Annotated in this window: 26 protein-coding genes; 13 read left to right on the top strand and 13 right to left on the bottom strand. The window is 64.9% G+C overall.

What is annotated here, in order from left to right; all coding sequences use genetic code 11:
• The first annotated feature begins 46 nt into the window (after nucleotides 1–46).
• The 4 genes from purM to ACODS5_RS15540 all read left to right on the top strand — a co-directional run bounded on the left by purM (nucleotide 47) and on the right by ACODS5_RS15540 (nucleotide 2,864).
• A complete protein-coding gene (purM, locus tag ACODS5_RS15555) occupies nucleotides 47–1,105 on the top strand; it encodes a phosphoribosylformylglycinamidine cyclo-ligase (protein WP_134691847.1) in 1,059 nt (352 codons plus the stop codon).
• Nucleotides 1,105–1,758, top strand: a complete 654-nt coding sequence (purN, locus tag ACODS5_RS15550) for a phosphoribosylglycinamide formyltransferase (protein WP_134691846.1) — start codon at nucleotides 1,105–1,107, stop codon at nucleotides 1,756–1,758. The genes purM and purN overlap by 1 nt, the downstream gene beginning before the upstream one ends.
• Nucleotides 1,759–1,766: 8 nt before the next feature.
• Nucleotides 1,767–2,477 carry a DUF3108 domain-containing protein gene (locus ACODS5_RS15545; protein WP_134691845.1) on the top strand — a complete coding sequence of 237 codons (711 nt, stop codon included), beginning with the start codon at nucleotides 1,767–1,769 and terminating at the stop codon, nucleotides 2,475–2,477.
• Nucleotides 2,478–2,681: 204 nt separating this feature from the next.
• Nucleotides 2,682–2,864, top strand: coding sequence for a hypothetical protein (locus ACODS5_RS15540; protein ID WP_134691844.1), 183 nt, complete (start codon nucleotides 2,682–2,684; stop codon nucleotides 2,862–2,864).
• A gap of 46 nt (nucleotides 2,865–2,910) precedes the next feature.
• Here ACODS5_RS15540 and ACODS5_RS15535 read toward each other — a convergent pair whose 3' ends face one another.
• From ACODS5_RS15535 to ACODS5_RS15505, 7 genes are all read right to left on the bottom strand, one after another.
• Nucleotides 2,911–3,450, bottom strand: coding sequence for a DUF2058 domain-containing protein (locus ACODS5_RS15535; RefSeq protein ID WP_489109075.1), 540 nt, complete (start codon nucleotides 3,448–3,450; stop codon nucleotides 2,911–2,913).
• A 25-nt stretch (nucleotides 3,451–3,475) separates the two neighbouring features.
• Nucleotides 3,476–4,309: a nucleoside triphosphate pyrophosphohydrolase gene (gene mazG, locus ACODS5_RS15530; RefSeq protein ID WP_489109074.1), complete on the bottom strand. Its 834-nt coding sequence runs from the start codon at nucleotides 4,307–4,309 to the stop codon at nucleotides 3,476–3,478.
• Between the two features lie 101 nt (nucleotides 4,310–4,410).
• Nucleotides 4,411–6,651 carry a GTP diphosphokinase gene (relA, locus tag ACODS5_RS15525; RefSeq protein WP_134691841.1) on the bottom strand — a complete coding sequence of 747 codons (2,241 nt, stop codon included), beginning with the start codon at nucleotides 6,649–6,651 and terminating at the stop codon, nucleotides 4,411–4,413.
• A 98-nt stretch (nucleotides 6,652–6,749) separates the two neighbouring features.
• On the bottom strand, nucleotides 6,750–8,108 hold the full coding sequence (gene rlmD, locus ACODS5_RS15520) for a 23S rRNA (uracil(1939)-C(5))-methyltransferase RlmD (RefSeq protein WP_489109073.1): 1,359 nt from the start codon (nucleotides 8,106–8,108) through the stop codon (nucleotides 6,750–6,752).
• Nucleotides 8,108–9,007 (bottom strand): cysteine synthase CysM, encoded by a 900-nt coding sequence (gene cysM, locus ACODS5_RS15515; protein ID WP_489109072.1) that lies wholly within the window; start codon nucleotides 9,005–9,007, stop codon nucleotides 8,108–8,110. The genes rlmD and cysM overlap by 1 nt, the downstream gene beginning before the upstream one ends.
• 112 nt (nucleotides 9,008–9,119) lie before the next feature.
• Entirely contained in the window at nucleotides 9,120–10,508 is a 1,389-nt protein-coding gene (locus ACODS5_RS15510) for a sensor histidine kinase (protein ID WP_489109071.1), read from the bottom strand.
• A gap of 3 nt (nucleotides 10,509–10,511) precedes the next feature.
• Nucleotides 10,512–11,228, bottom strand: coding sequence for a response regulator transcription factor (locus tag ACODS5_RS15505; RefSeq protein WP_134691837.1), 717 nt, complete (start codon nucleotides 11,226–11,228; stop codon nucleotides 10,512–10,514).
• 233 nt (nucleotides 11,229–11,461) lie between these two features.
• On the opposite strand from ACODS5_RS15505, the gene ACODS5_RS15500 reads away from it, so the two are divergent.
• The 4 genes from ACODS5_RS15500 (at nucleotide 11,462) to ACODS5_RS15485 (ending at nucleotide 16,267) form a co-directional block, all read left to right on the top strand.
• Complete coding sequence (locus ACODS5_RS15500) at nucleotides 11,462–14,218, top strand: response regulator (RefSeq protein WP_134691836.1); 2,757 nt, start codon at nucleotides 11,462–11,464, stop codon at nucleotides 14,216–14,218.
• 188 nt (nucleotides 14,219–14,406) lie between these two features.
• Nucleotides 14,407–15,396, top strand: coding sequence for a 2-hydroxyacid dehydrogenase (locus ACODS5_RS15495; RefSeq protein WP_489109070.1), 990 nt, complete (start codon nucleotides 14,407–14,409; stop codon nucleotides 15,394–15,396).
• 31 nt (nucleotides 15,397–15,427) lie between these two features.
• Entirely contained in the window at nucleotides 15,428–15,862 is a 435-nt protein-coding gene (locus tag ACODS5_RS15490; RefSeq protein ID WP_489109069.1) for a hypothetical protein, read from the top strand.
• Nucleotides 15,863–16,267, top strand: coding sequence for an META domain-containing protein (locus ACODS5_RS15485; RefSeq protein WP_134691833.1), 405 nt, complete (start codon nucleotides 15,863–15,865; stop codon nucleotides 16,265–16,267). It begins immediately after the preceding gene.
• A 134-nt stretch (nucleotides 16,268–16,401) separates the two neighbouring features.
• On the opposite strand, the gene ACODS5_RS15480 is transcribed toward ACODS5_RS15485, so the two are convergent.
• Nucleotides 16,402–16,869 (bottom strand): peroxiredoxin family protein, encoded by a 468-nt coding sequence (locus ACODS5_RS15480; RefSeq protein ID WP_134691832.1) that lies wholly within the window; start codon nucleotides 16,867–16,869, stop codon nucleotides 16,402–16,404.
• 86 nt (nucleotides 16,870–16,955) lie between these two features.
• Here ACODS5_RS15480 and arsC point away from each other — a divergent pair, with 86 nt between their 5' ends.
• Genes arsC through ACODS5_RS15465 form a run of 3 tightly spaced genes read left to right on the top strand, consistent with a single transcriptional unit; the run spans nucleotide 16,956 to nucleotide 18,317 of the window.
• Nucleotides 16,956–17,309, top strand: a complete 354-nt coding sequence (gene arsC, locus ACODS5_RS15475) for an arsenate reductase (glutaredoxin) (protein WP_134691831.1) — start codon at nucleotides 16,956–16,958, stop codon at nucleotides 17,307–17,309.
• Nucleotides 17,306–17,911 (top strand): NAD(P)H:quinone oxidoreductase, encoded by a 606-nt coding sequence (wrbA, locus tag ACODS5_RS15470; RefSeq protein ID WP_134691830.1) that lies wholly within the window; start codon nucleotides 17,306–17,308, stop codon nucleotides 17,909–17,911. The genes arsC and wrbA overlap by 4 nt, the downstream gene beginning before the upstream one ends.
• Nucleotides 17,904–18,317 (top strand): DUF2069 domain-containing protein, encoded by a 414-nt coding sequence (locus ACODS5_RS15465; RefSeq protein ID WP_489109068.1) that lies wholly within the window; start codon nucleotides 17,904–17,906, stop codon nucleotides 18,315–18,317. The genes wrbA and ACODS5_RS15465 overlap by 8 nt, the downstream gene beginning before the upstream one ends.
• A gap of 33 nt (nucleotides 18,318–18,350) precedes the next feature.
• Here the strand turns inward: ACODS5_RS15465 and ACODS5_RS15460 are convergent, their stop codons facing one another.
• Together ACODS5_RS15460 and ttcA are read right to left on the bottom strand one after the other, a co-directional pair.
• Nucleotides 18,351–19,022 carry a DNA-3-methyladenine glycosylase I gene (locus ACODS5_RS15460; RefSeq protein ID WP_134691828.1) on the bottom strand — a complete coding sequence of 224 codons (672 nt, stop codon included), beginning with the start codon at nucleotides 19,020–19,022 and terminating at the stop codon, nucleotides 18,351–18,353.
• 4 nt (nucleotides 19,023–19,026) lie between these two features.
• On the bottom strand, nucleotides 19,027–19,851 hold the full coding sequence (gene ttcA, locus ACODS5_RS15455; RefSeq protein ID WP_489109067.1) for a tRNA 2-thiocytidine(32) synthetase TtcA: 825 nt from the start codon (nucleotides 19,849–19,851) through the stop codon (nucleotides 19,027–19,029).
• A gap of 260 nt (nucleotides 19,852–20,111) precedes the next feature.
• Here ttcA and ACODS5_RS15450 point away from each other — a divergent pair, with 260 nt between their 5' ends.
• A complete protein-coding gene (locus ACODS5_RS15450) occupies nucleotides 20,112–20,711 on the top strand; it encodes a Yip1 family protein (protein WP_134691826.1) in 600 nt (199 codons plus the stop codon).
• Between the two features lie 124 nt (nucleotides 20,712–20,835).
• Entirely contained in the window at nucleotides 20,836–21,330 is a 495-nt protein-coding gene (locus ACODS5_RS15445) for a SprT family zinc-dependent metalloprotease (RefSeq protein WP_134691825.1), read from the top strand.
• A gap of 172 nt (nucleotides 21,331–21,502) precedes the next feature.
• On the opposite strand, the gene ACODS5_RS15440 is transcribed toward ACODS5_RS15445, so the two are convergent.
• The 3 genes from ACODS5_RS15440 to ACODS5_RS15430 all read right to left on the bottom strand — a co-directional run bounded on the left by ACODS5_RS15440 (nucleotide 21,503) and on the right by ACODS5_RS15430 (nucleotide 25,234).
• Entirely contained in the window at nucleotides 21,503–22,825 is a 1,323-nt protein-coding gene (locus ACODS5_RS15440) for a dicarboxylate/amino acid:cation symporter (protein WP_134691824.1), read from the bottom strand.
• 394 nt (nucleotides 22,826–23,219) lie between these two features.
• Nucleotides 23,220–24,560, bottom strand: coding sequence for an ATP-binding protein (locus ACODS5_RS15435; RefSeq protein WP_489109066.1), 1,341 nt, complete (start codon nucleotides 24,558–24,560; stop codon nucleotides 23,220–23,222).
• Nucleotides 24,557–25,234: a response regulator gene (locus ACODS5_RS15430; protein WP_134691821.1), complete on the bottom strand. Its 678-nt coding sequence runs from the start codon at nucleotides 25,232–25,234 to the stop codon at nucleotides 24,557–24,559. The genes ACODS5_RS15435 and ACODS5_RS15430 overlap by 4 nt, the downstream gene beginning before the upstream one ends.
• Nucleotides 25,235–25,341: the final 107 nt, after the last annotated feature.

Here is a 25,341-nt window from a genome sequence, read left to right as displayed (position 1 = left end):
GTCATGGTCGTTTTCTAGAATCCCTCCCTCTTAAAGGCCTGGATCAATGAGCAAGCAACCCTCCCTGAGCTACAAAGACGCCGGTGTAGACATCGACGCCGGCGAAGCACTGGTCGAACGCATCAAGGGCGTCGCCAAGCGCACCGCACGCCCTGAAGTCATGGGTGGCCTGGGCGGCTTCGGCGCCCTCTGCGAGATCCCGGCCGGCTACAAGCAGCCGGTGCTGGTCTCCGGCACCGACGGCGTCGGCACCAAGCTGCGCCTGGCGCTGAACCTGAACAAGCACGACAGCATCGGCCAGGACCTGGTCGCCATGTGCGTCAACGACCTGGTGGTGTGCGGTGCCGAGCCGCTGTTCTTCCTCGACTACTACGCCACCGGCAAGCTCAACGTCGACGTGGCCGCCACAGTGGTCACCGGCATTGGCGCTGGTTGCGAGCTGGCCGGCTGCTCGCTGGTCGGTGGTGAAACCGCCGAAATGCCGGGCATGTACGAAGGCGAAGACTACGACCTGGCCGGCTTCTGCGTCGGCGTGGTGGAAAAGGCCGAGATCATCGACGGCTCGAAAGTGGTCACCGGCGACGCGCTGATCGCCCTGCCGTCCTCCGGCCCACACTCCAACGGCTACTCGCTGATCCGCAAGATCCTCGAAGTGTCCGGCACCGACATCGACAACACCCAACTCGACGGCAAGCCACTGGCCGACCTGCTGATGGCGCCGACCCGCATCTACGTCAAGCCCCTGCTGCAACTGATCAAGCAGACCGGCGCGGTCAAGGCCATGGCCCACATCACTGGCGGCGGCCTGCTGGACAACATTCCGCGCGTGCTGCCAAAAGGCGCCCAGGCCGTGGTCGACGTAGCCAGCTGGCAGCGCCCGGTGGTGTTCGACTTCCTGCAGGAAAAAGGCAACGTCGACGAACACGAGATGCACCGCGTACTGAACTGCGGCGTCGGCATGGTCATCTGTGTCGCCCAGGATCAGGTCGAAGCCGCCCTGAACGAACTGCGCGCCGCCGGTGAGCAGCCTTGGGTCATCGGCCACATCGCCGAAGCCGCCGAAGGCGCCGCCCAGGTCGAGCTGCAGAACCTCAAGGCACACTGATGCCGAGCAAGACCTGCAACGTAGTGGTATTGCTGTCGGGCTCCGGCAGCAACCTGCAAGCGCTGATCGACAACACCAGCGCCAGTGACAGCCCGGTACGCATTCGCGCGGTGATTTCCAACCGCGCCGATGCCTACGGCCTGGAACGTGCCAAGGCAGCCGGTGTCGACACCGCGCTGCTGGAGCACCAGGGTTTCGACGGTCGCGAAGCCTTCGACGCGGCGCTGATGGCGCTGATCGACGGCTTCGAGCCTGACCTGGTGGTACTGGCCGGCTTCATGCGCATCCTCAGTGGCGGCTTCGTGCGCCACTACCAGGGCCGCCTGCTGAATATCCACCCGTCACTGCTGCCCAAGTACAAAGGCCTGCACACGCACCAACGCGCGCTGGACGCCGGTGATGCGGAACATGGCTGCAGCGTGCATTTCGTCACCGAGGAACTCGATGGCGGGCCTCTGGTCGTACAGGCTGTGGTCCCGGTTGCAATGGATGACACCCCGGAGTCACTCGCCCAGCGGGTGCACCGGCAGGAACACCAGATCTACCCGCTGGCGGTGCGCTGGTTTGCCGAAGGACGCTTGCGTCTGGGCGAACAGGGTGCATTACTGGATGGCCAGCCGCTGGCGGCCAGCGGTCACTTGATTCGATCCTAGGAGAATTTATGCGTCGTGCCCTGCTCTTGGCTCTCGCCGTGCTTGCCCTGCCGCTCCAGGCAGCTGATCTGAAGCCTTTCGCGGCCAGCTACACCGCCGACTGGAAACAGCTGCCCATGAGCGGCACTGCCGAGCGCAGCCTGGAAAAGAACGCCAACGGTACCTGGAGCCTGAATTTCAAGGCGTCCATGATGATCGCCAGCCTCACCGAGCAAAGCACCCTGCGCATGGACAACGACACCCTGCTGCCGCAGAAGTACCACTTCGAGCGTGGCGGCCTGGGCAAGGCCAAGAAGGTCGACCTGACGTTCGACTGGACCGGCAAGAAAGTCACCGGCAGCGACCGTGGCGATGCCGTCAGCCTGCCGCTCAACCGTGGCGTGCTGGACAAGTCGTCGTACCAGCTGGCGCTGCAGCATGATGTGGCCGCTGGCAAGAAGAGCATGACCTATCAGGTGGTCGACGGTGACGAGATCGACACCTACGACTTCCGCGTGCTGGGTGCCGAGAAAGTCGCCACCAAGACCGGTCAGGTCGAGGCGATCAAGGTCGAGCGCGTGCGCGACCCGAGCCAGAGCAAGCGTATCACCGAACTGTGGTTCGCCAAGGACTGGGACTACCTGCTGGTGCAATTGCGCCAGGTCGAGACCGACGGCAAGGAATACGTGATCGTGCTGCAAGATGGCACGGTGGACGGCAAGGCGGTCAAGGGCAACTGATACCGCTGCCAGCAATGCCCGGAACCCCGCCTTGTGCGGGGTTTCTTTTTTGCTGCACACCGCTCCCCCATGTAGGAGCGGCCTCGTGCCGCTCCTACATGAAACTTGTTTCATCGCAGTTTTATTTACTTAGCCTGCTAACAAATTCTATAAAGGAGTCCTGCGACAGAGTGCCGCAGCCAACCGAAGAAGTGGAGTTTAACGATGACAGTCCAAGTAACCGAACGCGACGAATCGAAAATGTCCCACGAAAGCCAAGCCTCTGGCTTGCGGATCTGGGAGGTGCGCCAGCAGGGCCAGCTGGTCGGTATGTTCCACGAAGAACACCTGGCTCAGAAATACCGCATGGAACTGGAATACCTCGAGAATCAGCGCGCGTCGCAATGACCCAGTCTTCAATAAGAAAACCCCGCCTAGGCGGGGTTTTTCATGCTTACCACATCAGATCGTCAGGGATCTTGTAGGCGGCGTACGGGTCGTCCTCGTCCGCTTCCTCGACATGGGTGTTGAGCAGCAGGATACGATTCGGATCGCGCTCCTGGATCTTCACCGCCGCCTCGCGCGGGATCACTTCGTAGCCGCCGCCGTGGGCGACGATCGCCAGCGCGCCGCTGCTCAGCTTGCTGCGCATCAGGGCGTTGACGGCGATGCGCTTGACCTTCTTGTCGTCGACGAAGTTGTAATAGTCCTCGGTGTTCAGCTTGGGCAGGCGGGTCGCCTCGATCAATTGCTTGACCTGCGCGGCGCGGGCCTTCTGCTCGGCCTTCTCCTGGACCTGGCGGTTCAGCTCCTGGTCTTTCTTGGCCTTCTCGGCCTGGGCTTGCTTGGCCAGGCGCTGCTGGCTGTCGTCCACCTCGACCTGGCCTTTATGTTCCAGGCGTTTCTGTTTTTTCTCGGCCTTGTTGGCCTGAGAAACCTGTTTCTGGTTGACCAGACCGGCTTTGAGCAATTGGTCGCGAAGGGAAAGGCTCATCGTGTTCACTCACTTATGCATCAGCTCAGCCGCAGCTGGGCAGGTTCTTTTCCTGACGCTTGGCCTCGCCCCACAGGGCGTCCAGCTCGTCGAGGGTACGATCTTGGATGTTCAGGCCCTGCTCGCGCAATGCCTGTTCGATGAATCGGAAGCGCCGCTCGAACTTGCGGTTGGCGCGGCGCAGGGCGTTTTCCGGGTCGTGCTTGAGGTGACGGGCCAGGTTGACGGTGGCGAACAACAGGTCGCCCAGCTCATCCTCCAACGCATCGCTGTCGCCATCGGCCATGGCCTGCAGCACTTCGTCGAGTTCCTCGCGCACCTTGTCCAGTACCGGCAGGGCCTCGGGCCAGTCGAAACCGACCGTGGCAGCGCGCTTCTGCAGCTTGGCCGCCCGTGACAGCGCAGGCAAGGCCGCCGGCACATCGTCGAGCAGCGAGAGCTGTTCAGGCTCGCTCTTCTCGGCGCGTTCCTCGGCCTTGATCTCTTCCCAGCGCGACTTGACCTGGGCCTCGTTCAACATGGGGGTGTCCAGCGGCGCATAGAGCTCGCCAGTGGGGAATACATGGGGGTGGCGGCGGATAAGCTTGCGGGTGATCGCATCGATCACGCCGTCGAACTCGAAGCGCCCTTCTTCCCGTGCCAGCTGGCTGTAGTAGACCACCTGGAACAACAGGTCGCCCAGCTCGCCCTGCAGGTGCTCGAAGTCACCGCGCTCGATGGTGTCGGCCACTTCGTAGGCCTCTTCGATCGTGTGCGGGACGATGCTGGCGTAGTCCTGCTTGAGATCCCAAGGGCAACCGTACTGCGGGTCGCGCAGGCGGGCCATCAGGTGCAGCAGGTCTTCGAGGGTATAAGTCATGGGTGGTCCTTACCGGCCTCATTGCCTGGCAAACCCGCTCCCACGGTACAACAGCGTGGGAGCGGCGGTGCGCCGATGCGATTTGCCAGGCAATGGCAGTATCAAGGGGTACGGTTACGCCGCGTCTCGATGATGTTGGGCAACTGCGAAATCCTGCCGAGCAGGCGCCCAAGCGCGTCCAGGCCGGGAATCTCGATGGTCAGCGACATCAGCGCGGTGTTGTCTTCCTTGTTCGAGCGGGTGTTGACCGCCAGTACGTTGATCTTCTCGTTGAGCAGCACCTGCGACACGTCGCGCAGCAGCCCCGGGCGGTCGTAGGCGCGGATGACGATGTCCACCGGATAGGTCTGCACCGGGATCGGCCCCCAGCTGACCTGGATCATCCGCTCCGGCTCCTTGCCCGCCAGTTGCAGTACCGAGGCACAGTCCTGGCGGTGGATACTCACCCCGCGGCCCTGGGTGATGTAGCCGACGATGGCATCACCCGGCAACGGCTGGCAGCAGCCGGCCATCTGCGTGAGCAGGTTGCCGACGCCCTGGATCTGGATATCGCTACGCTTGCCCGCACGGATGCCACGGGCCTGGCGCGGAATCAACTCGACCGGTTCCAGGCGCTCGGGCTCGAGCAGCTGCTGCGCGGCATTGACCATGTGCGCCAGGCGCAGGTCGCCAGCGCCGAGGGCGGCGAACATGTCCTCGGCGGTCTTGACATTGGCCTTCTCGGCCAGGCGCTCGAAGTCCACCTGGGGCAGGCCCAAGCGGCTCAACTCGCGCTCGAGCAGGGTCTTGCCGGCGGCCACGTTCTGGTCGCGGGCCTGCAGTTTGAACCAGTGGACGATCTTGGCCCGGGCCCGCGAGGTGGTGACGTAGCCCAGGTTGGAGTTCAACCAGTCGCGGCTCGGGCTGCCATGCTTGCTGGTGATGATCTCCACCTGCTCGCCGGTCTGCAGGCTGTAGTTGAGCGGCACGATGCGCCCGTTGATCTTGGCGCCACGGCAGTTGTGGCCGATCTCGGTGTGCACCCGGTAGGCGAAGTCCAGTGGCGTGGCGCCCTTGGGCAGGTCGATGGCGTGGCCGTCGGGGGTGAATACATAGACCCGGTCCGGCTCGATATCGACGCGCAGCTGTTCAGCCAGGCCGCCGATATCGCCCAGCTCCTCGTGCCACTCGAGCACCTGGCGCAGCCAGGAGATCTTCTCTTCGTAATGGTTGGAACTGGGCTTGACGTCGGTGCCCTTGTAGCGCCAATGCGCGCAGACACCGAGCTCGGCTTCCTCGTGCATGGCATGGGTGCGGATCTGCACCTCGAGGACCTTGCCCTCAGGGCCGATCACCGCGGTGTGCAGCGAGCGGTAGCCGTTCTCCTTGGGGTTGGCGATGTAGTCGTCGAACTCCTTGGGGATATGCCGCCACAGGGTGTGGACGATCCCCAGCGCGGTGTAGCAGTCGCGCACCTCCGGCACCAGCACACGCACTGCGCGCACGTCATAGATCTGGCTGAACTCCAGGCCCTTGCGCTGCATCTTGCGCCAAATCGAATAGATATGTTTCGCCCGGCCACTGATATCGGCGTTGACCCCAGTGGCCAGCAATTCGTTCTGCAGCTGGTTCATCACGTCGCTGATGAAACGCTCGCGGTCCAGCCGGCGCTCGTGCAGCAGCTTGGCGATCTGCTTGTACTGGTCGGGCTCGAGGTAGCGGAACGAGAGGTCTTCCAGTTCCCACTTGATATGGCCGATGCCCAGGCGGTGGGCCAGCGGCGCATAGATGTCGAACACCTCGCGGGCTACCCGCAGGCGTTTCTCGTCATCGGCAGCCTTGACCGCGCGAATGGCGCAGGTGCGTTCAGCCAGCTTGATCAGCGCCACGCGCACATCGTCGACCATGGCCACCAGCATCTTGCGCAGGTTCTCCACCTGCGCCTGGGAGCCGAGCACCAGCGACTGGCGCGGACTGAGACTGGCACTGATGGCGGCCATGCGCAACACGCCGTCGATCAGCTTGGACACCACCGGGCCGAAACGCTGGCCGACTTCGGCCAAGGTCACCTTGCCTTCACGCACCGAGCGGTAGATCACCGCGGCGACCAGCGAGTCCTGATCGAGCTTGAGGTCGGCGAGGATCTCGGCGATCTCCAGCCCCGCCTGGAAACTGGACGTCCCGTCCGCCCAGGAATGCTTGGCCGGGTTGCCCTTCTTCTCGACTTCCTGGGCGAACTCGCAGGCCTCTTTGAGCGCCGGGCGATCGAGCTGCGAATCGACGCTCACCACATGATCGAGCCATGCTTCGAGATTGATACTGCCGTCGTTGTTGACCGGCTGGTGCACTCTCACCTGTACCATCTTTGCTTTACCTTTCCATACAGCGCGCCACGCGGGCACGCTGACTATCACCTGTGCCGCCTTCGTTCCTTGAACGCGACACCAAGGGGCCAGCCGCGCTAGCCCGCTTCGAATAACGCCATGGCCTCGACATGTGCCGTCTGAGGAAACATGTCGAGAATCCCGGCCCTTTTTAACCGGTACCCCTGCCCCGCCAGCACCTGGGCGTCTCGCGCCAGCGTGGCCGGGTTGCACGATACATAGACCATCCGCTGCGCACCCAGCCGGGCGATGCCTTGCACCACCTCGAAAGCGCCGTCGCGCGGTGGGTCCAAGAGTACCGCAGAAAAACCTTCGGCGACCCATCCGGCGTCCGCCAAAGGCTGCGATAAATCGGCCTGAAAAAACCGTGCGTTATGCACATTGTTGTTTCGGGCATTGGCCTCGGCGCGCTCGACCATGGCCTGCACGCCTTCCACCGCCACCACCTCGCGCGCCTGGCGCGCCAGGGGCAGGGCGAAATTACCCAGGCCGCAGAACAGGTCCAGCACCCGCTCGTCGGCCTGCGGCGCCAGCCAGGCCAAGGCCTGCTGGATCATCAGGCTATTGACTTGGGCGTTGACCTGGACGAAATCTCCAGGCCGCCAGGCCAGCTCCAGGCCCCAGGGCTCGAGGGCAAAGCCCAACTGCGCCGCGGCGTCCACCGGGGCCGGCTGACCTTCGCCCTGCAACCAAAGCTGGGCGCCGGCTTCGGCACAGAATGCCGCAAGGCGCGCCAGGTCTTCAGCAGGCAACGCTGCCACGTGACGCACCAGCAGCGCTTGCGCCGTGCCGCTGAACAGTTCTACATGCCCCAGCGCCTGTGGCTTGCTCAAGCTGCGCAGCACGGTGGGCAAGTGGCGGAAAATGGACTGCAAGGGTTGTACCAGCACCGGGCAGTCGTCGATGGCGACGATGTCCTGACTGGCCTCGGCGCGAAAGCCCACGTCCAGATGGCGTGCCTTGACATCCCAGCGCACCGCCACCCGCGCCCGGCGTCGGTAGCCGAACTCCGGCCCGCTCAGGGGCGCGGCCCACTCTTCTGGCTGCAGCCCAGCAACCCGCTGCAACTGCTCGGCCAGCAGGCGCTGCTTGAGGGCCAACTGGTCGGCATGGGGGACATGTTGCAGGTTGCAACCGCCGCAGCGGGCGTAATGCCGGCAGGGCGCTTCGCGCCGTTGCGCGCTGGCCTGGAACACACGCTCCAGGCGCGCCTCGACCACCTTGCCGCGCGCCGCGAGCACGCGCGCCTCGACGTCCTCGCCGTCCAGCGCGCCGCTGACGAACCAGGTACGCCCTTCGACGAAGGCAATGCCCCGGCCATCGCCGGACACGCGCTCGATCAGCAGACGCTGTTTCTTGCCCACGGGAACCTGTGGGGTACGGTTGCCGCCGGCCGGCTGGAAGCGCAGGCCGCCGTTGCTTTTCTTTCTGGACATCAGGTCGCGTCGAACAAACCGGTGGACAGGTAACGGTCGCCACGATCGCAGATGATGGCGACCATCACCGCGTTCTCGACCTCCAGGGACAGGCGTAGCATCGCCGCCACTGCACCGCCGGAGGACACGCCGCAGAAAATGCCCTCTTCGCGGGCAAGGCGGCGCGTGGTGTCCTCGGCCTCCTGCTGGGACATGTCGACCACCCGGTCGACACGGCTGGCGTCGAAGATCTTCGGCAGGTATTCGTGGGGCCAGCGGCGTATGCCGGGGATGGCCGAGCCTTCCATCGGCTGCAAACCAATGATCTGCACCGCTGGATTCTGCTCCTTGAGGTACTGCGAGCAGCCCATGATGGTACCGGTGGTGCCCATGGAGCTGACGAAATGGGTGATGGTGCCCTGGGTCTGCTGCCAGATTTCCGGGCCGGTGCTGTTGTAGTGGGCGATCGGGTTGTCGCCGTTGGCGAACTGGTCCAGCACCAACCCGCGACCTTCGGCCTGCAGCTTCTCGGCAAGGTCGCGCGCGCCCTCCATGCCCTCCTCCTTGGTCACCAGGATCAACTCGGCGCCATAGGCGGTCATCGCCGCCTTGCGTTCGGTGGTGGAGTTGTCGGGCATGATCAGGATCATCTTGTAGCCCTTGATCGCCGCGGCCATGGCCAGGGCGATGCCGGTGTTGCCCGAGGTGGCTTCGATCAGCGTGTCGCCTGGCTTGATCTGCCCGCGCAGTTCAGCGCGGGTGATCATCGACAACGCCGGACGGTCCTTGACCGAACCCGCCGGGTTGTTGCCTTCGAGCTTGAGCAGCAGGGTGTTGTTGGTGGCCCCGGCAATGCGCTGCAGGCGAACCAGAGGCGTGTGGCCGACGCAATCGGCAATGGTTGGGTACTGCAGGGTCATGGGCGTTTTCGCAATCCGGACGGCAGGGGCGCCTATCATACCGGCAAACCCAGCGCGGCCATATCACGCAATCGTCGGACACTATAACCGCTGGCTATAAGTTGATGGATGATCAGCCTGTAAGCGCCAGCCTTGCTGGCGAACCAGGCGGCACGCTGCCTGGCGTCGCCGCCAGGCGCAGGCACACCCGCAACCCCTGCGCGCCATTGACCGCCCACACCCGTCCGCCCTGACGCTCGATGGCACTGCGGGCAATGCTCAACCCCAGGCCGAAGCCGCCATCCCCCGGCCGCGAGCCATCAAGCCGCGAAAACGGCGCGAAGATCCGCTCCAGGTCGGCCTCGGCCACGCCACCACCGTCGTCTTCCAATTCGATATGCCAGTAATGGCCATGGCGCCGCCCGCTGAGCCTGACCAGGCCCTGGGCAGGGGAATGGCGGATGGCATTACGCAGCACGTTCTCCAGAGCCTGGGCCAAGTGGTTGAGATTGCCTTGCACCCAACAGTCGGCCGGCAGCTCGCAATGCAACCGCGCCGGAGCCCAGCCACTTTCATAGCAGGCGTTCTCGCTGAGCATGTCCCACAGCGCCTGCAGCTGGATCGGTTCGAGGTTCATCGGCGCCCGCTCGGCGTCCTGCCAGGCCAGTTGCAGGGTGTCCTCGACCAGTTGCTGCATGGCGTCCACCTCACGGTGCAGGCGTTCGCGCAGGCGTTGCAGATCGGTCTCGCCATCGCAGGCCACCCGCAGGCGGCTGAGTGGGGTGCGCATTTCATGGGACAGGTCGCGCAGCAACTGCTGCTGCAAGGTCACGGTGCCCTGCAGGCGTTCGGCCATCTGGTCGAAGGCGCGGGCCAGCTCGCCCAGTTCGTCGCGCCGCTGGGTGGTGCGCGCGTCCAGGCGCGCGGCCAACTGGTCGGCGCGCCAGGCATTGGCCTGCTCGCGCAGCTGGTTCAGTGGCACGATCAGCATGCGGTAAAGGCCCACGCACAGCAGCAAGGTGAACAGCCCGGGGATAACGCCGTTGGTGACGACGCGCCAGAACAAGCGATACTGGCCGGGGTTGAAGCGCTCGGGCAGCTCGATCACCAGCATGCCCTGCTCCGGCGCCAGGGGGAACGGCAGGCGCAACCAGGGTTGGCCGATGCTGCGCCGGCTCATGGGCCAGTCGACGCCGCGCAGGCGGGTCAGGCGCTGGGTCTGGCTGCTGCTCAGGTTGGCGCTGCCCAGTGGTTGCAGGTCGCCATCGAGCACCCCCACCCACCCCTGCTCGCGCTCATGCATGCCGCTCAACCATGCATCGACGCCGACCTGCCCGCCGCTGCGCCAGGCCTGTTCGGCCTCTGCGGCGTAGCCGCGCAGCACCTGGCGAGCCGGCTCGGAGAGAAAGGCATCCTGGGTTTCCATGTGCCGACCCCAGCTGTAGCTCAGGCCAATCATCAGCAGGCAGAACCCCACCAGCAGGACAGCCAGCCTCCAGAACAACGAATGACGATCGAGCACGCCTCAGTCCGCCTCGCCCGCGCCGAACACATAGCCCTTGCCCCACACCGTGCGCACCTGGCGCTCGTGATAACCGATGGCCTTGAGCTTGCGGCGGATCTGGCTGACGTGCATGTCCAGGCTGCGGTCATGTCGCGAATAGCCACGCTGCAAGACCTGCTGGTAAAGGAAGGGTTTGCTCAGCACCTCGTCGCTACTGCGGTGCAAGGTATCGAGCAGACGGTATTCGCTGGGGGTGAGGCAGGCGCGTGTGCCGGCCAGGCTGACATCACAAGCCTGTTCATCGAATTGCAACTGTCCGGCCTCGGCCTCGCGCGGCGCCTGGGTCCGCCGCTCGAACGCCACCCGGCGCAGGATCGCCTCGATGCGCACGCGCAGTTCGGCGAAGCTGAACGGCTTGGGCAGGTAATCGTCGGCGCCACGCTCGAAACCACTGATGCGGTCGGCCTCGGCCCCCAGCGCCGACATCAGGATCACCGGCGTGGCACTGTGTCGGCGCAGGCTGGCCAGGGCGTCGAGGCCGTTGAGCCCCGGCAGCAGGATATCCATCAAGACCAGGTCGAAGGCTTGCCGGGCGGCGACCTCCAGGCCCTCGAGGCCATTGCGGCACCAGGTGACGTGGAAGCCGCCGCGCTGTAGTTCCTCGTGCAGGTAGGCGCCCAGCACGGGGTCGTCCTCGATGGCGAGGATATGGGTGGCGCGGATAGATACAGGATGCATTGGCAACTGCCATCAATTCTCAATTACGCGATTATTCGACAAGCGCCAACGGCAAGCAACCACAGTACGACCGGCGCTACGTAGGACACATCCGGCGCACACGTGAGAAACAGGCCCACACCAGGCCTTCTTGAAACAAAATCAAACACAAATGGGTGCATTGCCCCCCTACCCGGAGTAACGTTCCGCCTGAAGCGCGAACCGCGCCCTTAAGCACATGACAGGAGAGAGGTGTGCTCGACCGTTTGGGAATCCGCAGCCGCGTGTTGCTGCTGGCTTTGCTGCCCGCCAGCCTGATGGCCCTGGTGCTGGGCTGCTACTTCACCTGGCTGCAGCAGAGCGACCTGCGCACGCAGTTGCTGCAACGCGGCAAGATGATCGCCGAGCAACTGGCCCCGCTGGCGGCCCCGGCCCTGGCCCGCCAGGCTCCGGCGCAGCTGGAGCGCATCGCCGCCCAGGCCCTGGAGCAATCCGACGTGCGCGCTGTGGCCTTCCTCGCCGCCGACCGCACCCGCCTGGCCCACGCCGGCCCGAGCATGCTCAATCAGCCGCCCAGCGGTGGCACCGGCACGCAACTGCTGCAGCGCACCGGCAACGATGCCACCCGCTACCTGATGCCGGTGTTCGGCCATCACCGCGACCTGGCCACCGACGCCGTGCCCGCCGAGGCCGAGCGGCTGCTGGGTTGGGTCGAAATCGAGCTGTCCCATGACGGCACCTTGCTGCGCGGCTACCGCAACCTGTTCACCAGCCTGCTGCTGATTCTCGCCTGCCTGAGCCTGACCGCCCTGCTCGCCCTGCGCATGAGCCGCACCATCAACGGCCCGATCAACCGCATCAAGCACGCGGTCAACCAGCTCAAGGACGGCCATCTCGACGAACGCCTGCCGGCCATGGGCAGCCATGAGCTCGATGAGCTTGCCGGCGGCATCAACCGCATGGCCGAAACCCTGCACAGCGCCCACGAAGAGCTGCAGCACAGCATCGACCAGGCCACCGAGGACGTGCGCCAGAACCTGGAAACCATCGAGATCCAGAACATCGAGCTGGACATGGCGCGCAAGGAGGCCCTGGAAGCCAGCCGCATCAAGTCGGAGTTCCTGGCCAACATGAGCCATGAAATCCGCACCCCGCTCAACGGCATTCTCGGCTTCACCCACCTGTTGCAGAAAAGCGAGCTGAGCCCGCGCCAGCTCGACTACCTGGGCACCATCGAAAAGTCCGCCGACAACCTGCTGGGGATCATCAACGAGATCCTCGACTTCTCCAAGATCGAGGCCGGCAAGCTGGTGCTCGACAGCATTCCGTTCAACCTGCGCGACCTGATCCAGGACACTTTGACCATCCTCGCCCCGGCAGCCCACGCCAAGCAGCTCGAACTGCTCAGCCTGGTGTATCGCGACACCCCGCTGTCGCTGGTCGGCGACCCGCTGCGACTCAAGCAGATCCTCACCAACCTGGTGAGCAACGCCATCAAGTTCACCCGCGAAGGCACCATCGTCGTGCGCGCCATGCTCGACGACGAACAGGAAGACAGCGTGCAACTGCGCATCAGTGTGCAAGACACCGGCATCGGCCTGTCGCCGCAGGACGTGCGCACCCTGTTCCAGGCCTTCAGCCAGGCCGACAACTCGCTGTCGCGCCAACCCGGCGGCACCGGCCTGGGGCTGGTGATCTCCAAACGCCTGATCGAACAGATGGGTGGTGAGATCGGCGTCGACAGCACCCCCGGTGAAGGCTCGCAGTTCTGGATCAGCCTCAACCTGCCCAAGGCCCACGACGACGGCGAGGAGCAACCGCTGCCGGCCCTGCTCGGCCGCCGCGTGGCCATCGTCGACAGCCACGACCTGGCCCGCCAGGCGCTGGAACACCAGCTCGAGGACTGCGGCCTGTCGGTGACCCTGTTCTCCTCCTGCGAGCAACTGTTGCAGGCGGTCCAGGCGGCCAACCAGGCCGGCAAGCCGTTCGACTTCGCCGTGCTCGGGGTCAACCTCGGCAGCCTCGGCCCGGAACAGCTCAGCCAGTACCTGCAGCAACTCGAAGGCCTGGGCTGCCAGTGCGTGGCGCTGTGCCCGACCACCGAGCAGCCACTCTACCTGCCGTACTTGCCCAACGCCCATGGCCAACTGCTGGCCAAGCCCACCTGTACCCGCAAGATCCGCCGGCTGTTGCTGGAGCTGGTGCAACCGCGCCGACCCTTGAGCGAACAACGGGTGAACACCGGGCAACGCATGCCGAAGATCCTCTGCGTCGACGACAACCCGGCCAACCTGCTGCTGGTGCAGACCTTGCTCGAAGGCATGGGTGCCGAGGTGCTGGCGGTGGACAGCGGCTACACCGCGGTACAGGTGGTGCAGGACGAACCCTTCGACCTGGTGCTGATGGACGTGCAGATGCCTGGCATGGACGGGCGCGCCTGCACCGAGCAGATCCGCCGCTGGGAAAGCAGCCAGAGCGGCCAGCCGCTGCCGATCGTCGCCCTGACCGCCCATGCGATGGCCAACGAGAAACGCGCCCTGTTGCACAGCGGCATGGATGACTACCTGACCAAGCCGATCAGCGAACGCCAGCTGGCCCAGGTGGTAATGAAGTGGACCGGTCTGAGCCTCGGCGCGCCGCCCCCGGAGCGCAGCCCTGAACGGCTGCCGGACAGCGGCGAACTGAAGGTGCTCGACCCGGAGGAAGGCCTGCGCCTGGCCGCCGGCAAGCCGGACCTGGCAGCGGACATGCTGAGCATGTTGCTGGCTTCGCTGGCTGCCGACCGCGAAGCCATCCTGGCAGCGCGCAATGCCACCGATCGCACGGCGATCATCGAGCGCGTGCACCGCCTCAACGGCGCCTCGCGCTATTGCGGCGTACCGCAGTTGCGCGCGGCTTGCCAGCGTAGCGAAACCTTGCTCAAACAGGGCAGCCCACAGGCCCAGGCAGCGCTCGACGACCTCGATCTGGCCATCGAGCGGCTGGCGGAACAAGCGCGCCAGCATGCCTGACTGCCGTCGTCTGGGTCCGTGGGAGCCGGCCTTGCCGGCGAAGCAGGCGAGGCGAATACCTGATCAGACAGCTTCGCCAGCACAGCGGGCTCCTACACTGGAACGCCAACACCACAAAGCCGCGCAGATCAATACCGAGCCGGCCCACTGGCCTAGACTGGCAACGGTCTCATGAAAGGAACACAACCATGCGCGCCCTGTTGTTCAGCAGCCAGCACTACGATCAGGAAAGCTTCACCCACGCCGCCCAGAGCGGCGCCCTGGAGCTGCACTACCAGGCAGCCCGCCTGACCCTCGACACCGCCGCCCTGGCCAAGGGCTTCGAGGTGGTCTGCGCCTTCATCAACGACGAACTCGACCCCCCAGTGCTCGAGCGCCTGGCCGCCGGCGGCACGCGCCTGGTGGCGTTGCGCTCGGCCGGCTACAACCATGTCGACCTGGCCGCGGCGCAGCGCCTGAAACTGTCCGTGGTACGGGTGCCGGCCTACTCGCCGCACGCGGTCGCCGAGCACGCCGTGGCCCTGATCCTGTCCCTCAACCGGCGCCTGCACCGGGCCTACAACCGCACCCGCGAAGGCGACTTCACCCTGCACGGGCTGACCGGCTTCGACCTGCATGGCAAGACCGTCGGCGTGGTCGGCACCGGCCAGATCGGCGCCGCCTTCGCCCGTATCATGGCCGGTTTCGGCTGCCAGCTGCTGGCCTACGACCCCTGCCCCAACCCCGAACTGCTGGCCCTCGGCGCCCGCTACCTGGCGCTGCCCGAGCTGCTGCGCGAAGCGCGGATCATCAGCCTGCACTGCCCGCTGACCGAGCACACCCGCCACCTGATCAACGCCCAGAGCCTGGCCCAGCTGCAACCCGGCGCCATGCTCATCAACACCGGTCGCGGCGCGCTGGTCGACACCCCGGCGCTGATCGACGCGCTCAAGAGCGGCCAGCTCGGCTACCTGGGACTGGATGTGTATGAAGAAGAGGCGCAACTGTTTTTCGAGGACCGCTCCGACCAGCCGTTGCAGGACGACGTGCTGGCGCGGCTGCTGACCTTCCCCAACGTGATCGTCACCGCGCACCAAGCATTTCTCACCCGCGAGGCACTGGATGCCATCGCCACCACCACCCTGGACAACATCGCCCGCTGGGCGGCAGGCAATCCGCAGAATCTGGTCACGGGATGATGCTAGGATACGCGGCATTTCTGGAGGACCCATGGTCGAACACGATTTCCGCTACACCCTTTTCAATCCGCAACACACCTTGATCGAGTGCCGCGCCCTGGTACCGGGCCGCTACCAGGTCACCGGCAACGGCGGCTCGATCCAGAAGGGCGACGCGCTGCTGGTTTCGCTCAAAGGCAGCAAAACCCTGTCCATGCGCCTGACCGTGGACAGCGTGCGCCACCTGATCAACCCCACCGGGCAGTGGGTGGCCGTGGCCCAGGGGCCGGTGTTCAACGAGCTGGAAATCCACCAGTGGCAGGTCAAGTGCGACGGCTGCGACGCGGTGCTGGACTTCGAGTTCGCCGCCGAGGCCAAGCTCGGCAAGAAGGGCCACGCCCCGGCAGCCGCCGCCCGTATCCAGGAGCTGGGCTGGGCCAGCCAGGGCGACAAGCACCTGTGCCCGCAGTGCCAGGAGCGCGCCTGAGTGAAACAACTGCTGACCGGCGTGCTGATCGCCACCGGCCTGATAGGCTGCGCGTCACAACCTTCAAAGCTGCAGCAGGAGCAAAGCTACCTATTGGAGTGGATCGGTGAACGCCCGCTGATCGACTACAGCCACCTGACCCTGACCCTGGCCAGCGATGGCCGTGCCTATGGCAATGCCGGCTGCAACCACTGGTTCGCGCCCTATACGCTGGACGGCGAGCACTTAAGCTTCGGCAAGGTCGGCAAGACCCGCAAGCTGTGCGCGCCAGCGCTGATGGACCAGGAAAAACGCTTCCTGCAGGCGCTGGAGACGGTGCAGCGCTGGGATGTGTCGCCAATCGAGCAGATCCGCTTCTGGCCGGCCGAGGGCAAGCCACTGCGGTTCTGGCCAGAGGAAGGCTGACAAGTGCCGGGGCCGCTTTGCGGCCCTTTCCGGCCGGTCCGACGCCTCGGCAAGTCCGCTCCTACCGGTGAATGCGAAACCCTGTAGGAGCGGCCTTGTGTCGCGATAGGGCTGCAAGGCAGCCCCAAGATCGATCAGGCGCCGCCTTTCAAAGCCTTGATCTTCGCCTGCAACCCCTCGAGCGTCTGCTCACCCATCAACTGCTCACGCACCTTGCCCTTGTCGTCGATGATGTAGGTCACCGGCAACGCCTCGCTGCGCGGCAGCTCGTAACGCTCGGCCGGGTCTTGCGCCAGCACGGTGAAGCCAATCCCGAGGGTCTCGGCGGCGGCCTTGAGGTCCGCGCCTTGCAAGCCATCGAAGTTCACCCCCAGCACCTTGATGCCCTGGGCATCCCACTGCTTCGCCGCCGCATTGAGCTCGGGGATTTCGGTACGGCACGGGCCGCACCATTCGGCCCAGTAGTTGAGCACCAGCCAGTGCCCCTCGACCTGTTCGGCCTTCACCGTATTGCCGTGCTGGTCCACGCCGTAGTCCGCACCGCAGCCGCCGAGCAGCAGGCTCGCGGTGATGGCCAGTGCAGCTGCCAAACGCCTTGCCATGGGTCAATCCTTCTCGAAGTTTTCAAGCATTGAAGTCGGTCGCTGCGGTTAGAATAGCCGCCACACCCAGCTGGATGCGACCCGTCATGACCGATCTGACCCTCTATCATAACCCGCGCTGCTCGAAATCCCGCGGCGCCCTGGAACTGCTCGAGGCACGCGGCCTGGCGCCGACCATCGTGCGCTACCTCGAGACCCCGCCGGACGCCACCGCGCTCAAGCAACTGCTGGGCAAGCTGGGGATCGGTGCGCGGCAACTGCTGCGCACCGGCGAAGATGAATACAAGGCGCTCGACCTGGCCAACCCGGCCCTGACCGACGCCCAGCTGATCGACGCCATGGCGCAACATCCCAAGCTGATCGAACGCCCGATCCTGGTCGCAGGCGACAAGGCCGTGATCGGGCGCCCACCCGAGAAGGTCCTGGAGATCCTGCCGTGAGCGAACCCTACATCCTGGTGCTGTACTACAGCCGCCACGGCTCGACCAGCGAGATGGCCCGGCACATTGCCCGCGGCGTCGAGATGGCTGGCCTGGAGGCGCGCCTGCGCACAGTGCCGGCGATCTCCACCGAGTGCGAAGCCGTGGCTCCGGACATCCCGGCCAGCGGCGCGCTGTACGCCACCCTCGACGACTTGCGCCACTGCGCGGGCCTGGCCCTGGGCAGCCCGACCCGCTTCGGCAACATGGCCGCGCCGCTCAAGTACTTCCTCGACGGCACCAGCAGCCTGTGGCTGGGCGGCGAGCTGGTGGGCAAGCCGGCGGCAGTGTTCACGTCCACCGCCAGCCTGCACGGCGGCCAGGAAACCACCCTGCTGTCGATGCTGCTGCCGCTGATGCACCACGGCATGCTGGTCACCGGCCTGCCCTACAGCGAGTCGGCGCTGCTCGAAACCAGCGGCGGTGGCACTCCGTATGGTGCCAGCCACCATGCCGGCGCCGACGGCAAGCGCGAGCTGGACCAGCACGAGATCGCCCTGTGCCGCGCCCTCGGCCAACGCCTGGCCAATACGGCCAAGGCCCTGGGTGGCCAGCGTGGCTAGAAAACCCAAGGTGCTGCCGCCGCTGGAGTGGCTCGCCCCACGCGTACGGCTGATCCGCGCCCTGAGCCTGGCCTGCTTCTTCGGCCTGATCGCCCTGCTGGTGGTGAACAACCTGTGGTTCGCCAACCTGCATGGGGCGCGGGTCGAGGTGATCCTGGCCATCGAGCTGATCCCTCTGCTGTTACTGCTGCCGGGCATGCTGATGGGCAGCGCCCGGGCGCATGCCTGGACCTGCTTCGTGGTCAATATCTACTTCATCAAGGGCGTGCTGGCGGCGTTCGATCCGGCACGGGCGGTGTTTGGCTGGGTCGAGGTGCTGGTCAGCCTGGGGCTGTTCGTCAGTGGGCTGCTGTTCGTGCGCTGGAAGTTCCAGCAGGATCGACGCCTGGCCGGCGAAGGTGCCTGAACGTATCGGGGCCGCGTTGCGGCCCCGGCGATCTCAATGGTTGACGGTATGCGCCAACATCACCGACAGCTGGCACAGCGGCCGCCCGCTTTCGGCATGCCACTGGTTGAACGCCTGCTGCACCAGTGCCAGGTCGCGCAGGCTGGTCGGTGGCTTGTCGATGATCTTCTGCGCGATCAACGCGGCGGCCATGTCGTCGGTGGGGATGAAGGTGTCCTTGCCGACCATGCGCAGGAAACGCGGAGCCGATAGTCCGCCCAGCTGGTTGCCATGCTTGGCCAGGTATTTCCACAGCCCGACGATATCGGTCTCGGGCCAGTCGGCGATGAGCGCGCCGAAACTGCCCTTCTCCTTCGCCACGTCGAGGATCATCTGCGCATTGCGCGGCACACTCTTGAGCTTGCCCAGGTGGCGGATGATGCGCTCGTCCTGCATCAGCCGCTCCAGGTGCTCGGCGCCCATCAGCACCACTTTCTCCGGGTCGAAGCCAAAGAACACCTGCTCGAACGCCGGCCACTTGGCATCCACCAGGCTGTGCTTGAGCCCGGCGCGGAAAACGCGCAGGGCCAGGGTCGACAGGTAGCGGTCGTCGGTGATGTCGCGCAGCTGCGCGGCTGTGCGCGGCTGCGGCAGGAAGGCTTCCAGCGCCTGGGCCGAACCGAAGCGGTTCAGGCAGTACTCATGCAACCACTGGTAGTCGCGCATAAGGTCAGATGTTCAACACGTCGAGGAAGCGCGGGGTGGCGCTCTCGTCGATCTTCAGGCTGGTGAAGTCGAACAGGTTGCGGTCGGCCAATTGCGACGGCGCGACGTTCTGCAGGGCGCGGAAGATGCTCTCGGTGCGGCCTGGGTGCTTGCGCTCCCACTCCACCAGCATGTCCTTGACCACCTGGCGCTGCAGGTTTTCCTGCGAGCCGCACAGGTTGCACGGGATGATCGGGAACTCCTTCATGTCCGAATAGCCCTGGATGTCCTTCTCGCTGCAGTAGGCCAGCGGGCGGATCACCACGTTGCGCCCGTCGTCGGCGCGCAGCTTCGGCGGCATGCCCTTGAGCGCGCCGTTGAAGAACATGTTGAGGAAGAAGGTCTCGACGATGTCGTCGCGGTGGTGCCCCAGGGCCATCTTGGTCGCGCCGATCTCGTCGGCGAAGGTGTACAGGGTGCCGCGGCGCAGGCGCGAGCACAGCGAGCAGGTGGTCTTGCCCTCGGGCACCAGCTCCTTGACCACCGAGTAGGTGTCCTTCTCGACGATGTGGTACTCGACGCCCAGTTCCTTGAGGTAGGCCGGCAGCACGTGCTCGGGGAAACCCGGCTGCTTCTGGTCCATGTTCACCGCGACGATGTCGAACTTGATCGGCGCAACCTTCTGCAGGTGCAACAGAACGTCGAGCATGGTGTAGCTGTCCTTGCCGCCGGACAGGCAGACCATGACCTTGTCGCCATCCTCGATCATGTTGAAGTCGGTGATGGCTTCGCCGGCGAGGCGACGCAGGCGTTTTTGCAGTTTGTTCTGGTTGACCGAGAGGGTGCCCATAGCGCTTGAATCCGCGAGGTGTGACAAAAGGCGGCTATTTTACGCACAAACCAGGCGGGGCAGTAGGCCAATCCGATAAAGACTTCAAGGGAATCAGCACCGGGCCTGACAGCGCAATTTGCTCTAAAAAGCTGGTTTTATGCGGGGAACGGCTTCCTATACTGCGACATAAGGCCACATTACCGCTTGCATCGGTGTTCGGCCTCGGGCCGCAGGCGCTCCATCTGGGGGGCGTTTGGCAACCAATAGGAGTGACCGGCATGATTCATCACGTTGTGGGGCTGTTTACCCATCCCGACCAGGAGTGGCGGGAAATCCGTGGCGAAGAAGAAAGTATCAGCCACATGTACCTGACGCACACGCTGATCCTCGCGGCGATTCCCGCCGTCTCGGCATTCATCGGCACCACCCAGGTCGGCTGGGTGATCGGTGACCGGCCGGCGGTGATGCTGACCATGGAAAGCGCGATCTGGATGAGCATCATGTCGTACCTGGCGATGCTCGCCGGGGTGGCGGTGATGGGCGCCTTCATCCACTGGATGGCCCGCACCTACGACGCCAATCCGAGCATGGCGCAGTGCATCGCCTTTGCCACCTACACCGCCACCCCGCTGTTCATCGGCGGCCTTGCGGCGCTGTACCCGCACCTGTGGCTGGGCATGCTGATCGGCACGGCGGCGATCTGCTACACCGTGTACCTGCTGTATGTCGGCTTGCCGACCTTCATGAACATACCGTCGGATGAAGGCTTCCTGTTCTCCAGCTCCGTGCTGGCGGTGGGCCTCGTGGTTCTGGTGGCGATCATGGCCGCGACCGTGATCATCTGGGGACTGGGCGTGGGGCCCGTGTACACCAACTAGATCGAACCAACACTGGGGCATCAAGCCGAGGCCGCCGCAAGGCGGCCTCGTTTCGTGTTGACCAGCGGTTCGGCGCCTGGGTCGCGCTTGCGGCATAATGCCCGGTCAGGAGAATTGCCCCGCCATGCCCGAGCTGCTCAAACAACGCGTCGAAACCTGTTACCAGCAAGCCGAAGCCTTCTTCAAACGCCCCTTCCCGCGCCCGCAAGTCAGCTTCAAGTTGCGCGGGCAGAAAGCCGGCGTCGCCCACCTGCACGAGAACCTGCTGCGCTTCAACCTGCAGTTGTACCGCGAAAACGCCGAAGACTTCCTGCGCCAGACCGTGGCCCACGAGGTCGCCCACCTGGTTGCCCACCAGCTGTTTGGTGAGCGTATCCAGGCCCATGGCGAGGAATGGCAGTTGATCATGCGCGGGGTGTACGAGCTGCCGCCGAACCGCTGCCACAACTACGAAGTGCAGCGGCGCGTGGCGACACGCTACATCTACCGCTGTCCGTGCCCGCAAAGCGATTTCCCGTTCACTGCCCAGCGCCACAAGCTGGTGCGCCAGGGGCGGCGCTACCTGTGCCGGCGCTGTCGGGAGATTCTGGTGTACAGCGGCGAGACCCGGGTCGAGTAGTCATAGGGCAGCCACGATCGTCGTAGGAGCCGGCCTTGCTGGCGAACACCGGCACAGCCGGTGCCATCCATCGCGGCGCCTGGTTCGCCAGCAAGGCTGGCTCCTACGGATCGCGGGACAGCGGTACAAAAAAGGCGACCCGCAGGTCGCCTTTGTGCATTTCACACGTCGCTCAACGCGCCGGGCCTTCGGCCACGCCCAGGTCGTCGGTCGGACGGGTGTCGATCAGCGGCGAGCCGCCAGACGCCAGTTCGGCCTGCAGGGTGTCGGTGTCCAGCTCCTTGACCCACTTGGCCACGACCACGGTGGCCACGGCGTTGCCGATCAGGTTGGTCAGGGCGCGGGCTTCGGACATGAAGCGGTCGATACCCAGGATCAGCGCCAGGCCGGCAACCGGCAGGTGGCCGACGGCCGACAGGGTGGCGGCGAGGACGATGAAGCCCGAGCCGGTGACACCCGCGGCCCCCTTGGACGCGACCAGCAGCACCAGCAGCAGGGTGATCTGGTGGGTGATGTCCATGGTGGTGTCGGTGGCCTGGGCGATGAACACCGCGGCCATGGTCAGGTAGATCGAGGTACCGTCAAGGTTGAACGAGTACCCGGTAGGGATCACCAGGCCAACCACGGATTTCTTCGCGCCCAGGCGCTCCATCTTGGCCAGCATGCGTGGCAGGGCCGACTCGGAGGACGAGGTGCCCAGCACGATCAGCAGCTCTTCACGGATGTAGCGGATCAGCTTGATGACGCTGAAGCCGTGGGCGCGACAGATACCGCCCAGCACCACCAGGATGAACAGCAGGCAGGTGATGTAGAAGCAGGCCATCAGGTAGCCCAGCTGCACCAGCGAGCCCACGCCATACTGGCCGATGGTGAAGGCCATGGCACCGAAGGCACCGACCGGGGCCAGCTTCATGATCATGTTGATGATGTTGAACATGACATGGGCGAAGCGGTCGATCATGTCCAGCACCGGCTTGCCGTAGCTGCCCAGGCGATGCAAAGCGAAGCCGAACAGCACCGAGAACATCAGCACTTGCAGGATGTCGCCGTTGGCGAAAGCGCCGACCACGGTGTTGGGGATGATATTGAGCAGGAAGCCGACGGTAGTCTGCTGCGCCCCGGCGGCGGCATAGGCGGCCACGCTGCTGGCGTTCAGGGTGCTGACATCGACGTGCATGCCGGCGCCAGGCTGGACCACGTTGACCACGACCAGGCCGATGATCAGGGCGATAGTGGAGACGATTTCGAAGTACAGCAGCGCGTAGCCGCCAGTCTTGCCGACCGACTTCATGCTCTGCATGCCAGCGATGCCGCTGACCACGGTGCAGAAGATGATCGGGGCGATGACCATCTTGATCAGTTTGACGAAGCCGTCACCCAGCGGTTTGAGGGCAACCCCGGTTTCCGGGTAGTAGTGGCCGAGCAGGATACCGATGGTGATGGCGACGATCACCTGGACATACAGCGATTTGTACAGCGGCTGACGAGTCGTCATGGCTAATTTTTTCCTCAAGTGGGCCGGCGCATCCTTCCCAGGATGTCGGGGCACCTGAATCGCGAACCCTCCTGCACCCGGAGGGATTTGTCGTTGTGTTTGAGCGCCTGGGCAGGCGTCTGCCAGGTGAATAGCAAGGGCGATGCCAAAGTGCCCGCTCGCGGTGCATGGCCAATGATTACAGGGTATGAATGCCCCGGGACGGGGCGCAAAAGCCGGTAGGAAATGGCGGATTCCCGCCTGATGGCGGAAATCGTACAGGGCAGGTTGGCGGATTTCCGCCCAGCGCGCATCCTGTAGGGGCGGCTTCAGCCGCGAAGCCAGCGACGCGGTGCATGGCACCGGCTGGGCCGGTGATCGCGGCTAAAGCCGCCCCTACAAGTCTTGCGCGATTTCAATCGAGCCGGAAAGCGATGCGGAACGCAGCCCCGCCCAATTCGGAGTCGCCCAGGCTCAACTCGGCGTCATAGCTGTCGATGATGTCCTTGACCACCGCCAGGCCGATCCCTTGTCCGGGGTGCTGGCGGTCCAGCCGCTCGCCGCGTTCGAGAATGCGCTCGCGCTGGTCAAGCGGCACGCCCGGGCCATCGTCCTCGATCCACAGCGTCAGCTGCCCCGGCGCCTCATGCAGGCGCACCCGCACCTGCCCCAGGCATAGCCGGTAGGCGTTCTCCAGCAGGTTGCCAAGCAGCTCCAGCAAGGCCCCCTGCTCCATCGGCACCCGCGCCTGATCCGCTACCTCGAGGCTGACCAGCACCTGCTTGTCGCGGTACACCTTGGCCAAGGTGCTGCACAGGCTGTCGAGCAGTGGCTTGAGCTCGACCTGGTGGCGCACCAGGCCACTCTTGCGCAGGCTGGCGCGCTGCAACTGGTAGTCGATCTGCTGGCTCATGCGTTCGATCTGGCTCTGCAGCACCCGCGCCTGCTCGCGATCACCGTGCTCCAGGCTCTCGCCCACCCCCTGCAACACGGCCAGTGGGGTCTTCAGGCTGTGGGCCAGGTCATCGAGCGAATCGCGGTAACGCTGGCGTTGCTCGCGCTCGCTGTGCAGCAAGCGGTTGAGCGAGCCGGTCAGGCGCAGCAGCTCGCGCGGGTGTTCGCGGCTCAGGTCGTCACGGGCGCCGCTTTCCACCTCATCCAGCTCGGAACTGAGCCGGCGCAGCGAGCGCAGGCCCCAGGTCAGGCCGGCCCACAGCAGCACCATCAACGCCAGCAACGCCGCGCCAAAACCGAAATAGAGCTTTTCGCGCAGGCCATTGAGGGTGTCCTGGTACTCGCGCAACGGCTGCAGGGCAACGATGCTGAACGCCGCGCTCTTGCCGCCCAGCAGCTTGACCTCGACGTCATAGACGAAGAACTCCTCGCCATCGTCCTGGTGGATGCGCGCGAATTCGTTGCCGCGCCCGTCATAGCGCGGGTGGTAGTTGATGTTGCGGTTGCGCGTGGCCCGCGACTGCCACACCAAGGTGCCCTGGCGGTCGAAGATGTAGCCGAGCAGGCCGGTATAGGGCAGGTTGTAGCGCTCGTCCGGCAGCAGCGCCGGCATCTGCAACTGGCCGTTTTCGATGCGCGCGGCTGAGATCAAGGTGGTCACGTCCGAGGCCAGGCGCTGCTCGATCGACTCCTGCAACGCCAGGCTGAAGGCCTTCTGCAACGCCGGCAGCAGCGCCAGCATGAACAGCAACGCCAGCAGCGCCGCCGCCAGCATCAGGCGCACCCGCAGGGAGCGGATCACCGGCAGCGCTCGGTGAACAGGTAACCCAGGCCACGCACGGTGTCGATCGGCTTGAAGCCATTGTCGCCCTCGAGCTTGCGCCGCAGGCGACCGACCAGCACTTCGATGACGTTGGGGTCGCGCTCCTCGTCATCCGGGTACAGTTGCTCCATCAAGCGGTCCTTGGCTACCACCTGCTGGTGGTGACGCATGAGGTATTCGAGAATGCGGTATTCGTAGGCGGTTAGCGCCAGTGGCTGCTCGTCCAGCGTCGCCTGCTTGCGGTTGAGGTCGAGCACCAGCGGGCCGGCGGCGATGGTCGACTGGGTGAAACCGCTGGAACGGCGGAGCAAGGCGTTCAGGCGCGCCTCCAGCTCTTCGAACTGAAACGGCTTGACCACATAGTCGTCGGCACCAGCGGCCAGGCCTTCGACCTTGTCCTGCCAGTTGCCGCGGGCGGTGAGAATCAGGATGGGGAAAGTCTGCCCGAGGTTGCGCAACTGGCGAATCAGGTCGAGCCCGCTCATGCCCGGCAGGCCCAAGTCGATCACCGCCAGGTCGTGGTTGTACTGTTCGGCCTGGTACAAGGCTTCTTCGGCATTGGCCACCGCCTGCACCACATGGCCGCCTTCGCCGAGGCGGGTATATAGGTGATGCCGCAGCAGCGCCTCATCCTCGACCACCAGCAATTTCATGCAGATCTCCTTAACGTGGATACGCCTGTTCGATTGTCATCGCGGGGCAAGCCCACTCCCACGGGGATACGTGGGAGCGAGCTTGCCCCGCGATGAGGCCAGGACAG

It is taken from the genome of Pseudomonas sp. FG47, from assembly GCF_057809115.1.
The sequence above is the reverse complement of the archived record's forward strand: the minus strand, read 5'-3'. Positions and strand labels throughout refer to the sequence as shown.

Bases quoted from the DNA above. Each gene is read 5' to 3' on its own strand.
- purM (WP_134691847.1), top strand. From the start codon at position 47: ATGAGCAAGCAACCCTCCCTGAGCTACAAAGACGCCGGTGTAGACATC.
- purN (WP_134691846.1), top strand. From the start codon at position 1,105: ATGCCGAGCAAGACCTGCAACGTAGTGGTATTGCTGTCGGGCTCCGGC.
- ACODS5_RS15545 (WP_134691845.1), top strand. From the start codon at position 1,767: ATGCGTCGTGCCCTGCTCTTGGCTCTCGCCGTGCTTGCCCTGCCGCTC.
- ACODS5_RS15540 (WP_134691844.1), top strand. From the start codon at position 2,682: ATGACAGTCCAAGTAACCGAACGCGACGAATCGAAAATGTCCCACGAA.
- ACODS5_RS15535 (WP_489109075.1), bottom strand. From the start codon at position 3,450: ATGAGCCTTTCCCTTCGCGACCAATTGCTCAAAGCCGGTCTGGTCAAC.
- mazG (WP_489109074.1), bottom strand. From the start codon at position 4,309: ATGACTTATACCCTCGAAGACCTGCTGCACCTGATGGCCCGCCTGCGC.
- relA (WP_134691841.1), bottom strand. From the start codon at position 6,651: ATGGTACAGGTGAGAGTGCACCAGCCGGTCAACAACGACGGCAGTATC.
- rlmD (WP_489109073.1), bottom strand. From the start codon at position 8,108: ATGTCCAGAAAGAAAAGCAACGGCGGCCTGCGCTTCCAGCCGGCCGGC.
- cysM (WP_489109072.1), bottom strand. From the start codon at position 9,007: ATGACCCTGCAGTACCCAACCATTGCCGATTGCGTCGGCCACACGCCT.
- ACODS5_RS15505 (WP_134691837.1), bottom strand. From the start codon at position 11,228: ATGCATCCTGTATCTATCCGCGCCACCCATATCCTCGCCATCGAGGAC.
- ACODS5_RS15495 (WP_489109070.1), top strand. From the start codon at position 14,407: ATGCGCGCCCTGTTGTTCAGCAGCCAGCACTACGATCAGGAAAGCTTC.
- ACODS5_RS15490 (WP_489109069.1), top strand. From the start codon at position 15,428: ATGGTCGAACACGATTTCCGCTACACCCTTTTCAATCCGCAACACACC.
- ACODS5_RS15480 (WP_134691832.1), bottom strand. From the start codon at position 16,869: ATGGCAAGGCGTTTGGCAGCTGCACTGGCCATCACCGCGAGCCTGCTG.
- arsC (WP_134691831.1), top strand. From the start codon at position 16,956: ATGACCGATCTGACCCTCTATCATAACCCGCGCTGCTCGAAATCCCGC.
- ACODS5_RS15460 (WP_134691828.1), bottom strand. From the start codon at position 19,022: ATGCGCGACTACCAGTGGTTGCATGAGTACTGCCTGAACCGCTTCGGT.
- ttcA (WP_489109067.1), bottom strand. From the start codon at position 19,851: ATGGGCACCCTCTCGGTCAACCAGAACAAACTGCAAAAACGCCTGCGT.
- ACODS5_RS15450 (WP_134691826.1), top strand. From the start codon at position 20,112: ATGATTCATCACGTTGTGGGGCTGTTTACCCATCCCGACCAGGAGTGG.
- ACODS5_RS15445 (WP_134691825.1), top strand. From the start codon at position 20,836: ATGCCCGAGCTGCTCAAACAACGCGTCGAAACCTGTTACCAGCAAGCC.
- ACODS5_RS15440 (WP_134691824.1), bottom strand. From the start codon at position 22,825: ATGACGACTCGTCAGCCGCTGTACAAATCGCTGTATGTCCAGGTGATC.
- ACODS5_RS15430 (WP_134691821.1), bottom strand. From the start codon at position 25,234: ATGAAATTGCTGGTGGTCGAGGATGAGGCGCTGCTGCGGCATCACCTA.